General features: G+C 42.8%; 4 protein-coding genes. 1 reads left to right on the top strand and 3 read right to left on the bottom strand.

The features are described 5' to 3' along the window. Positions 1-14: 14 nt before the first annotated feature. On the bottom strand, positions 15-1409 hold the full coding sequence (locus IPZ60_RS04080) for an AarF/ABC1/UbiB kinase family protein (protein WP_194196585.1): 1395 nt from the start codon (positions 1407-1409) through the stop codon (positions 15-17). 339 nt (positions 1410-1748) lie between these two features. Continuing rightward, complete coding sequence (gene purD / locus IPZ60_RS04075) at positions 1749-3077, bottom strand: phosphoribosylamine--glycine ligase (protein WP_194196822.1); 1329 nt, start codon at positions 3075-3077, stop codon at positions 1749-1751. 470 nt (positions 3078-3547) lie between these two features. On the opposite strand from purD, the gene IPZ60_RS04070 reads away from it, so the two are divergent. Beyond that, positions 3548-8395, top strand: a complete 4848-nt coding sequence (locus tag IPZ60_RS04070; protein ID WP_194196584.1) for an NAD-glutamate dehydrogenase — start codon at positions 3548-3550, stop codon at positions 8393-8395. 156 nt (positions 8396-8551) lie between these two features. Here the strand turns inward: IPZ60_RS04070 and IPZ60_RS04065 are convergent, their stop codons facing one another. Beyond that, complete coding sequence (locus IPZ60_RS04065) at positions 8552-12472, bottom strand: AAA family ATPase (RefSeq protein WP_194196583.1); 3921 nt, start codon at positions 12470-12472, stop codon at positions 8552-8554. Positions 12473-12528 lie beyond the last annotated feature (56 nt).

Here is a 12528-nt window from a genome sequence, read left to right as displayed (position 1 = left end):
GTCGTTATTCGATACTATAAATAGGGTTTAACGAGCTTATTAGAATCAGTATAAGCATCCAAAACCGTCAAGAAAGTGTAAGCTCCGATGAATTTACGACTAATAAACATAAATTCTTTCGGTGGCAGGTTAAATTCGAAAGATTGCATTGCTCGTGTGGCTTCTGTAGAAAGGCGAGAGTGCAGCTTACTATTGGCCCAAATATAACGGTTGCTCTCATCCAGACAGTCAGACGGAATATCAGGATTCATAGCCGGATCACTGAACGGCTCTGTTGCCAACAGAAACAGCGAGGCTATATCAGAACGTACTTTGCCACTCATACTATCAAAGAAATCATAACCAGTCATTGCTAAATTCATCGCTTGATGATTATGACGATAGCCAGCTTTTAATAAGCCATGGGCAATGGTTAACAAATTATTATCAAACTGGCGAATCGCACCAAAATCCAATAATACTAATTTATCTATATCGTTTTCATCATCACTAACTCGAACTAGATAGTTACCAAAGTTTGGATCTGTCTGCATTTCACCCCAAACAAAAATCTCTTGCATCATGATTTCGATAGCAGCTTGACCAATGGCATTGCGGCGTTCATGAGGTAGTAATTGTAGGGCATCAGAGACAACCGTGATGCCTGGCTCGTAAGACATGCACAGTAGACGCTTCTTTGAATAACTGCGGTTAATCTTAGGAACGACATAACGTGGATCGCTGCTAAGGCGCTCATAAAAACGTTCTGTGGTTGCTGCTTCTGCCTCGTAATCGACTTCATGATGGAGTAGGTCACGTATCTCTTCGAACCAAGCATCAAGCGAGCGAGTTTGGGGAACGATGTTGCTAACTTTTAATAACTGCTTAAATAGAGAAAGGTCAGAGTTGATAGCATCAGCCACACCTGGATATTGGATCTTCAGTACTACTTGCTCGCCAGTTTCGATGACTGTTGCGCGATGTACTTGGGCAAGTGAGGCGGTGCCAATAGGGTCAGTGTCAACTTCTAGTTCATCTAACTTTTTACCCAATAACTGACGTAATGTAAGCTCTATCGTTGGCCATGACAACGTGGCCGTATCATCGTTTAGGGTTTGGAGCGCACGTGTGATTTCAGGTGGCAAAATGTGCTCACCATAAATCGCCAGCATTTGGCCAATCTTTACGACAGAACCTTTTAGCTTACCGAGCTCTGATGCAAGGTAATTCGCTTGTTCTTCCATAAAAGCTTGGTTACGCGCTGTACGTGTCTCTTTATTCAAAAACATGCCAGACACGCTATTACCTGCCCAACGACGACCAATGTTTAAGGAAGTTTTGGCAATCGACATTCGACGCTCAAACCCTGAGGTTTTTAAGTTGTCGATTGATTGCTTATTGCTAGAAGGTTTAGACGTATCATTTGCCATAAATATAATCATTCATCCGGTTGGTATTGATTTGTGGGTTAGGAACCTACAATACAAGGGAGATACGATGCATAGGGGTAAAATTGTATCATATAAAGCATATTTGGTTGATGAGTCTATTGATAATACTAAGGCTGAATAGCCTCTTTGATACTTATGTTAACATTTAATTTTGCTAAATTATTGGGTATCATTTTGTAGAAATATGCCAATAGATGCTGCTATTCAGAAAATGCAGCTGTATCAAAAAATAAGACCTAGCGTGTTGCTAGGTCGAATAATAGAATAGTAGAATTTTACCAAATTAGATGACTAACTAATTTAACGGTATTTACTTTACTAGGCGTTTTCACGAGCAATGGCATGATGACCAATATCGCGGCGATACTGGGCACCATCAAAACTAATCGCACCTGTCACGGCTAATGCAGCTTGTTGAGCATCAGCGATATTATCTGCCAGTGCAGTCACGCATAGTACACGGCCACCATTGGTTATCACTTCATTCTCAGTGCTGGCTTCATCAGGGTTAAAAAATGCCGTACCCGCATGGAATACTTTAACGGCATTGTCATTACTGCTATCTAACTTTGGCAAGCCAGCGATAACGTCGCCTTTTGAAGAGGTTTCTGGATAGCCTTTAGACGCAACAACGATACCGAGAGCAGGGCGGGCATCCCACTTGGCATCATTAGGCAATTGACCTGCAAGCCCTTGAGCCACCAAATCCACCATTGAAGACTGCAAACGCATCAAGATAGGCTGTGTCTCTGGATCGCCAAAGCGACAGTTGAACTCGATGACATAAGGGTCACCTGCTTCATCAATCATAAGGCCAGCATATAAAAATCCAGTATAAGGATGGCCAGCATCTTTCATGGCATCGACTACTGGCTGAATGACTTGACTCATTACCTTGTCATGTACATCCTGAGTGACGACTGGTGCAGGAGAGTATGCGCCCATACCACCCGTGTTTGGCCCTGTATCACCTTCAAAAGCACGCTTATGATCTTGACTGGTTGCCATCGGTAAGATGTTGTCGCCATCAACCATGCAAATAAAGCTGGCTTCTTCGCCTTGCAAAAATTGCTCGATAACCACACGGCTACCCGCATCACCAAACTTGTTGTCTGCTAGCATGTCGTCGATTGCATCATGTGCTTGTTCGATCGTTTCAGCAACGATGACACCTTTACCAGCGGCTAAACCATCAGCCTTGATTACGATTGGTGCACCTTGCTCATCGATATAGGCTTTGGCTGCTGTTGCATCTGTGAATCCTTGATAAGCAGCGGTTGGGATATTGTTTTGCGCCATAAATTCTTTAGCAAAGGTCTTTGAGCCTTCTAATTGTGCACAGTATGCTGTTGGACCCCATGCTTTGATACCAGCATCACGGCATGCATCAACGATACCAGTGACCAAAGGCGCTTCTGGTCCAACGATGACCATGTCGATATCGTTATTTTGGCAAAACGCTATCACTGCGCTATGTTCGCTAGCGTCATCATCGGTAGATTCTAAGACTACGTTTTGGCATTTAGGTTCAAGTGCAGTACCAGCATTACCAGGAGCGACGTAGATATTATTGACCTTATCGTCTTTTGCACACTGCCATGCCAGCGCGTGTTCGCGACCACCTGAACCGATTACCAAAATATTCATCATACGTCTCGCCCTTAGCATTAAAATTAATAATGAGTTAGTCACACACTCTCAAATATACCGGCATATTCTAACAAAAAAGTCGTACTGATTACCATGAGTATCACATGCCAGCAGCCAATCAATAACAAAGACTAGCAAAAGTGCATTTTATCTCATTAGCAAATGTTATCGACATGTTGCTGATTCATGAAATGATGTTGCACGCTTCAGCTAGCGCCCTAGTTGCGTTACACTTCACTAGATTAATGGCGTTATATCCTGATTGCTGCATGTCAGCAAAATATAGTAGTAAATATAGGAGAAAAACTTAAAAAAGTAAGAAAAAATTAGAATAATTTGTACAAATGGCTATACTGCCTCGCGGCATCAATAGTATTCAATATATTCATGCGCTGCCAGTGATGTTACTCATTAATAAACTCAAATAAATAATAGATAGACCAGATCTATAAAAAAGGATAAAGAACATGCCAAACTCTCTTAGTATCGCAACAGAGCGGATTAGTCAGATAAGCGATATTGCGACCAGTTATGTACAAAAAGATAAGTCATTGTTTGACCATTTTATTCATAGCTATTACCAGCCGCTCCATCAAGAAACGGCAAAAGTCATCAGCAATGCTGATTTGGCGGGCATGGCACTACATCATTTCACTTTGCTCAAGGCCTATGATCGCAGTAGTCCACAACTAACTGTGCTCAATCCTAAAGCGGAAGAGCAGCATTTTCACAGTTCGCACACAGTCATCCAAATTGTGGCGTATGACCGATCTTTCTTAGTCGATACGATTCTGATGAGTCTTGAAGCGGCAGGTATCGATGTACATCGTACTTACAATATCATTATTAGCGTTGATCGTAATGATGATGGCGATATTACGCATATTGAAGGCGCACATGAAAGTGCCATTTCACATCTGTCTTTGATTCATTGCGAGATTGCTTATCAAGATGACGAAGATTTGGACGCGCTACAACAAATGCTGTTGGCTAAAATCGATACGCTAGATACAGTCGTTGGCGACTGGACACAAATGCGCTCGAAGCTGACCGATATTAAAGCAGAGCTGTCTACAAAACCATTGCCAGAAGTGTTTTATTCACAGCAAGAGATTCAAGCGTTTTTAGATTGGGTATTAGACGATCATTTTATATTCTTGGGTTATCGCGAATACCGCCTAGAGGGTGGACAATCTGTTGAAGTTGATACCGATTCTGTGGACTTGGATTTATTTGCCATTGGCAATAGTGGTCTTGGTTTACTGCGCGGTGCTGAAGAAGACAAATTGTCAGAAAGCTTTAGTCAATTGCCTAAAGTATTGAAGCAATTATTGACTGAGCCACGCGTATTGATGCTATCAAAATCAAGCCGCGTATCTCCTGTACATCGCCCAGTATATATGGACTTTTTGGGTATTCATAAGTTTGATGACAACGGTAAGCTGGTTGGTGAATATCGATTCATCGGTTTATTGACCTCACAAGCGTACCAGCTGACTGTACAGCAAATACCGCTATTACGTGAAAAAGCCAATAAGATTATGGCCATGGCAGAGTTGCCACGTGACGGTCATGCCCATCATAAAATGATGCATGTGATTAACACGTTGCCACGTGATGACTTGTTTCAAGCCAGCGTCGAAGAGCTGTATCCAATCGTATCTGGTATCAGTCAATTACAAGACAAAAAGAGCCTACGTCTATTCAGCCGTATTGATCATTATCAGCGTTTTGTCTCGTGCTTAGTCTATATCCCACGTGATAAGTTCAACACCGAGCTGCGTATCAAAGTACAAAATGTGCTAAAAGATGCCTATGGTGGAACCTCATCAGGATTTACCACTGAGTTCAATGAATCTGCACATGCTCGTGTGCATGTCCATGTACGCACAGTGCCTGGTCAAGTAAACGACGTCAATACGACAGCGCTAGAAGCCAAGTTGTCAGCATTGATGGAGTCATGGAGTGATGACTATCAGAAAGTATTGCTTGATAATGTTGGTGAGCAGCAAGCCAATGCCCTGAACCGTCGCTTTTTGAACTATATCCCTGCTGCGTATCAAGAGCGTTTCGATGCACGTACAGCGGTTGAAGATACCAAACGCTTGGCTGGATTGACCGCAGAGCAACCAATGATTTGGCATTTATACCAATCAACGGGCGATGCAAGCAATCAGTTGCATCTAAAACTCTATGGTCGTGAGCAGCCTGTTATCTTGTCAAAAGTCCTGCCAATGCTAGAAAACTTTGGTGTGTCAGTTATCTCAGCACAAACCTATGAGTTTGATCTGCCAGAGCAGCCTATCTGGATGCAAGAGTATGAGCTAACCTTAGAACATGTCGATACCGTCAACATGCAAGTGGTGCGCGGTCAGTTCGAAGACAGTCTCAAGCAGATTTGGGCCGGAAAAGTTGAAAGTGACTCGTTTAACGAGCTGGTACTGACGACCAATCTAGATACTTATGATGTGGTGTTATTACGAGCACTGTCACGCTATATGATGCAAGCTCGAGCACCGTTCTCTAGTAACTACATCCAGCAGACTGTGGTAAAAAACAGTGATATCAGTGTGGCACTCGGCAATCTGTTCGATGCTCGCATGAATCCTCAGTATAGTGAAACTGAACGCACAGAAAAAACTGCAAAAATTCAAGAACGTATCGTTGCTGCGCTAGCAGATGTCGATAGTCTAGATGAAGACCGTATCCTGCGTTGGTACTTGGATTTAATTAACGCGATGGTACGTACCAACTTCTACCAGATCGATACCGATGGTCAGCGTAAAGATCGTTTGTCGTTTAAGTTTTTGGCAGCAGACATTCCTAACTTGCCTAAACCTAAACCGATGTTTGAGATATTTGTGTACTCACCACGTGTTGAGGCCGTGCATTTACGTGGTGGCAAGGTTGCCCGTGGTGGTTTGCGATGGTCAGATCGTATGGAAGATTTCCGTACCGAAGTACTGGGCCTAGTCAAAGCACAGATGGTAAAAAACGCAGTGATTGTGCCTGTTGGTTCAAAAGGCGGATTCATCGTCAAAACCAAAACCATGGCGGATGGTCGTGAAGCGTTCCAAGCGGAAGGTATCGCTTGTTATCAGACGTTCTTGCGCGGTATGCTCGATGTCACAGACAACATCGTAGACGGCGTGATTGTCCCGCCAGCCAATACGGTCAGACATGATGAAGATGATCCATACTTGGTTGTTGCTGCGGATAAAGGTACAGCGACTTTCTCTGATATTGCCAATGCCTTAGCAGCAGAGTACAACTTTTGGCTCGATGATGCCTTTGCTTCAGGTGGCTCAGTAGGTTATGACCATAAAGCCATGGGTATCACTGCCCGTGGTGGTTGGGAGTCGGTCAAACGTCACTTCCGTATGCGCGGTATGGACATCCAAAACCGTGATGACTTCACTGTCGTCGGTATTGGTGATATGAGTGGTGATGTATTCGGTAACGGTATGCTGCTCTCAACCCATACCAAGCTGGTCGCTGCCTTTAATCATCTGCATATCTTCATTGATCCTAATCCAGACACTGCTGCCTCTTATGCCGAGCGCGCACGTTTGTTTGAATTACCACGATCATCATGGGCAGATTATGAAACCTCATTAATAAGTCAAGGTGGTGGTATATTCTCACGCCAAGACAAAAAAATCGCTATCAGTGCAGAGATGAAAGCAGTCTTCGATATCAATGAAGACAGTCTCGCACCTAATGATTTAATTAGTGCGTTATTGAAATCGCCTGTTGATCTCCTCTGGAACGGCGGTATTGGTACTTATGTCAAAAGCGCTAATGAGACACATGCGGATGTCGGTGACCGTGCGAATGACTCACTGCGTATCGACGGCAACGAGCTTCGTTGTGCGGTGATTGGTGAAGGCGGTAACTTAGGATTCACGCAGCAAGGCCGTATTGAATACGCACAAACGGGTGGTCGAGTCTATACTGATGCTATCGATAACTCAGGCGGCGTCAATTGTTCAGATCACGAAGTCAATATCAAAATCTTATTGGGCAAAGTGGTTGAGCAAGGCGATATGACCTTAAAACAGCGTAATGAGCTGCTAGAGAGCATGACCGATAACGTGGCAGAGTTGGTACTGCGCCAAAACTACCTCCAGCCTCAAGCAATTGAACTGAGTCACATTCGTGCATCAGCTAATCTAAGCGATCATCAGCGCTTTATTCAAATGCTAGAAGGCGAGGGACGTCTCGACCGTGCAATCGAATATCTACCATCAGATGAAGAGATTACCAAACGCCAAAAAGCGAATGCTGGCCTGACCAATCCTGAGTTAGCCGTCGTGATGGCTTACGGTAAGATGTGGGTATATGACAACTTGTTGTCCTCTGATTTGCCAGATGACCCATACTTCATCAACGAGCTACGTAAGTACTTCCCTGATGAGCTAGCGTCACGCTTCTTTAATGAAATGACAGAGCATCGCTTACATCGTGAGATTATCAGTACTTATCTGACCAATAGCGTGGTCAACCGTTTGGGTATCGAAGCACTGTTCCGTCTGTTCGAAGAGACTGATCAATCACTAGCCACCATCGTGCGTGGCTATGCGATTAGCCGTGATGTCTTTGATGTGTCAAAAGCTTGGAAAACGCTTGAGTCGTTGGACAATCAAGTCGATGCTACGTTACTGTTAAATCTCGAGCTACGTCTGCGTGATGCACTTGAGAGCGGTGTCGTTTGGTTTATCAATGCCTTTGGTCAAGACTTGCAAGTCGCTGATATGATTAGCCGCTTTAGCGATAGCGTTGAAAAGCTAACAAAACCAGGTGGTTTCATTGAGCAGCAATTTGCAGCGTACTTGCAAGAAGATACGACTAGCTTAATGCAGGAAGACCTGTCTAATAGCGATGCTGCGTTGTTTGCTATGTTACCTTATCATGTGGATGCCCTCGATGCCGCGCTGTTAGCAGAGCTGTATGAGCGTCCTGTTGATGAGATTGCAACACTATACTTTGAAGCCTACCATGTCTTGCAGTTAGACTGGATGATGGACAATATCGCCACCTTACCACAGCAAGATTACTGGGATCGTCGCGCACGCCATGCATTGATGAATGAGCTGTCACGTAGCTTGCGTCTGTTAATGGATGCCATATTATCTAAACCGGATGCGAAACAAGCGTTTGGCGAGTGGCGCTCACGTCATTTAGACCATCTAGAGTCTGTCACATCAGAGATGAGCAAGTTAGATCAGCTTCATGCTAATGATGCAGACAGTCAAATCAGCCTGTCGACACTATCCGTGTTGATGAGTGAATTGAGTGGTTTAGTTACTAAGTAAATACCTAATGAGTGATTGAATAAGTCACTAACCAAATAAAATACTGTTTCAAAAAAACCACCGTTATTCATTAACGGTGGTTTTTTATTATCTAATCAAACAAGAATCAGAGTATTTAGCTCTTGATTACAGAAACTCTATTATGAAAAATCAGATTTAAGAGGCTTTTTCACTAACAACTTTACGACACCCTTGACCGCTAATTTGGCTGAAGCCGCCAGAGAGTTTTTCGACCTTAATTTGGGTCAAGATACGGTCTTTTAGTGCCTGCACGTGAGAGATAATACCAATCAATTTGCCTTCCTGTTGCAAGCTTGTCAACGTATCAAGAGCGATATCAAGTGACTCTTCATCCAGTGTGCCGAAGCCTTCGTCCAAAAATAAAGAATCCACACGAATATTGTGACTGGCCATTTGTGATAACCCTAACGCAAGTGCCAAACTAATGATAAAGCCTTCGCCACCAGAAAGGTTTTTAGTACTACGAACATCGCCACCCTGATAGTTATCAATCACATTGAGCTCAAGCGGATTGTGATCGTCATGGATGAGTAGGTAACGATCACTCATCTTTTGCAGTTGCGTATTAGCATGACTAATCATAACTTCAAACGTTAATCCTTGGGCAAAGGTACGATATTTTTTACCATCAGCTGACCCAATTAGCGTATGTAGCTGCTGCCAAACTTGTAGCTTTTGCTTTTGCTCGTCGATAGCCACGAGTTGCGCTACTTGTTCGCCTTTTTGATTGTCGTTGTCTTTCAGCTTTTGATCAATTGCACCTATCTGCTGACTTAGTTGATCAATATCTGTCTGTATTTGATGATACTCGCCAGCAAGCGTTTCTCTATCCTTATCTGTCATAGGCGCAGCAAGTTTTTGCGCTAATAATTGCTGAGTACTATCTAGCTGTGACTTCACCTGTTGCAAGGCATTATCTATAGCTGATTTATGTATGTGTAGTGCTTCACGCTCTTGCTTAGGCAGGCGTGCACTGACAAAAGCAGTTTCGTCGGCGAACTGTGATTCTGATAGTAAATCAGTAAACTCACTTTGTTGTGTATTAAGCGTACCAGTTGCAGATTGTAGCTCTGTTGCTAGCTGCTGCTGTCTAACCTTTAATTGCTCTAATACCTGCTGAATGGTATCTAGTTGCCTTTGTGCCATGATCTTACTAGTTTGAGCCTTATCCACCAAACCTCGTAATTGAGTCTCCTCAGCATCTACCTCTTTATCTGCGAAAATCTCTTTTCTGTCTTGCTTTAATTGCTCGATAGTATGGATTTTATTAGTAACTGAGCGTTCTAGTTCTTCGAGCGATTTTTCGTCATTGGTAAGCTGTGCTTGCTTGGCTTCAATCTGTGCTGTTAAGCCGCTTATCGTATTGGTTAGCTGCTGTTGTTTGTTTTTTTGGCTATGGCAATATTGCTTTAACTGACTTAGGGCACCACGCTGTTGACGCAATCTTTCAATATGAAGGTCATAGTCTGAGTTGTCTATTACAGTCTGCTCAGTAACACTATCATTCAGTTGCTTGAGTGCACCATTGATGTCTGCTGTATTAACAGCTACAGATAAATACTCTTTATGGTTCTCTATAGGGTATTTATGCGCTAGAGCTGAAACAGTGGTCATAATAGGTGCTAATTCAGAGAAGTTGGCAGCGATACTTTCTTCAATACTCTCAATTTTCTGTGTATTAAGCTTAATATCAGTTGCTAAATTACTGATGTCGCGAATAAGTACTTGTTGCCGCTTTTCATCGGTTTCGATTGTAGTACTAATATGTGCCATACGTTGTGTCAGCACATCGTATTGGCCCATCATGGTTTGTAGAGACTGCTTGTAATCAATCAGATTGTGTTTGGCGGCATCCAATAGAGATAGAGAGCTATCTACGTCAATCTCATCATTGATGTTATCCGTAACCTGAGTCAGTGGGTGAATGGTCGCTGCAATGGATTCAGAGTAATTATTTTTATCATCGAATAATGAGGCCAGATAAACCTGAATATCAGTAGATAAGGTCTCTGTCTCTTGCTGTAACGGCACTAATTGCTGTTGTTGATTATTAAGCGTTTCTTTCTTTGTAGCATGTTCAAGACGGTGTTTTGATACCGTCTGCTCAAGATTGTCTATAACAGTTTCTAGTGTATCCATTTCCTGCTGAATCTTTTGTGTTTTAGACAGTTGGCTTTGGTCGGCATTGTCATCGATATGATTGTCTAATAACGGATGGTGTTTACCATAAGGATGTTCATGAGCACCACAAAGCGGGCAGGGCGATCCGTCTTGCAGTTCTGTTATATAGTCTTCAAGCTTAGCGACTTTCTGTAATAGATTCAGATGCTCTTGTTTATCTTGGCGTTTGAGCTTGGTATTTTGAATGTCTGATTGATGACTGGTGATTATCTCTTCTAAAGTCGTTAACGCTTGGCTAAGTGCTGGTAGCGAAAGCGTGGTTCTTTTTATTTGGCTAGTCAGTTCGGACAGTCGTTGTAACTTGAAGCGAGCCTGCTCAGTTTGGTTATTAATTTGATCAACATGTTCTTGATCACGGCGCATACTAGCCAGCGATTTTTTTTGGATGAGTGCTGCTTGCTGTTGCTGTAAGCTGGCAAGTTGCTCACGCTGTTGTATTATTAATGAGGTATCGGCGTCTTGCTGCTTAGACAGTTGATCGAAACTTGCTTGTAGCTGGCTGGCTTGATGACCATGTGTTCGTTTATCGGCAGCTAAGCGCACATTGTCTTCTAGCAATGCCTTTAATCGGCTACAGCTGCTGTCAAAGGTTGCCATATCTGTATCGAGATCGTTTACCTCTGGATAGTCATGAAAGTATTTTTCGATACTGTCAAACTGAGCCTTAGTATCTTGCTCTGTTTGCTTATGGCTAGCTATTTCTTGACGTAATTGTTGAGTATTATTCACCAGTACGACTTTACGTTGGTTATCATTTTCTAAAGCATGTACTTGCTGTTTTATATCAGCATCTAATTCACGCACCTTCTTAATAATGGGTAAAGCAGTTTGTAAGTTATCCGTGGCGTTCTTTTCAAAAGTATTTGCCTCATTTAGATGACTAGAAGCTTGCCTAAGCGCTTCTTGCTGTGTCGGAATTTTACTAATCAATGCTTGTTGCTCGGCATCCAACCTACTGACCATCTCTCGGCTATAGCACAGCGCGCGAAACTGGCTATCAATTTCTAAAGCTTTAGTCGCAATATCTAAGCGTTGTGCTTCTGGGATAAAGTCTTTCTGTATCTGTTGCGCTGTTGCAAATTCAGTCTGATAAACCGAGAGGTTCTGTTGTAGTTGATAGACACTATCCAACCACTGTAGTTGTTCACTCAAGGTTTTGAATGTTTGTCGTTGTTTGATTTGCTGCTGATTCAGAGTTTCTAATTCTGCAGCCAGTCGTCTTTCATCTTCAATATTTAATAGGGATAAGCTATTAACGCCTGCTAGTAACTTGCCAAGCACTTCTTCCTCAGAGCGTTTTTTCTCATGCACGTTTAACGATATTTTGGCATAGATAGCCGTACCCGTTATTTTTTCTAAAATGGCGGCTCTATCACCAATATCAGACTTCAAAAATGCGGCAAAACTGCCTTGTGCCAACATGATGGAACGGGTAAATTGATTGAAATCCATGCCGATTAGGTCTTGGATATAGGCGGATGTTTTAGATTTTTTCTCTTCTAAAATAGTGCCTGTTTTAACATCAGTAATCTCATGCTTAATCGGTAATAAGTTGCCCTTGGCTTTTTTGTGGGCACGGTGTTGGTACCAATAGCATAGATAGCGTTTGGAATTTATTTCAATGATAACTTCTGCTGAGCACTCGCCCGTACCTTGGGTCATTATCTCGTTCGTTGAACCCGTAATATCACCCAATCTTGGCGTTTGACTGTATAGCGCTAAGCAAACGGCATCCAGTATGGTGGTCTTGCCAGCACCTGTTTGCCCAGTAATAGCAAAAATGCCCTCATTGAGAAAAGCGGGGTCACTAAAATCAATGTGCCATTCGCCTTTTAGGGAATTTAAGTTTTTGAGTCGCAGTTCAATTAGTCGCATGGGCAAGTCTTATTTGTATAGGGCAGTGTTGAAAGCTGATAAAGGTAAAGGTATCA

The sequence above is a fragment of the Psychrobacter sp. NG25 genome (assembly GCF_015234355.1).
Lineage (GTDB): Bacteria > Pseudomonadota > Gammaproteobacteria > Pseudomonadales > Moraxellaceae > Psychrobacter.
The sequence above is the reverse complement of the archived record's forward strand: the minus strand, read 5'-3'. Positions and strand labels throughout refer to the sequence as shown.

Excerpts from the sequence above, each read along its gene's own strand:
- IPZ60_RS04080 (WP_194196585.1), bottom strand. The coding sequence starts at position 1,409 with ATGGCAAATGATACGTCTAAACCTTCTAGCAATAAGCAATCAATCGAC.
- purD (WP_194196822.1), bottom strand. The coding sequence starts at position 3,077 with ATGAATATTTTGGTAATCGGTTCAGGTGGTCGCGAACACGCGCTGGCA.
- IPZ60_RS04070 (WP_194196584.1), top strand. The coding sequence starts at position 3,548 with ATGCCAAACTCTCTTAGTATCGCAACAGAGCGGATTAGTCAGATAAGC.
- IPZ60_RS04065 (WP_194196583.1), bottom strand. The coding sequence starts at position 12,472 with ATGCGACTAATTGAACTGCGACTCAAAAACTTAAATTCCCTAAAAGGC.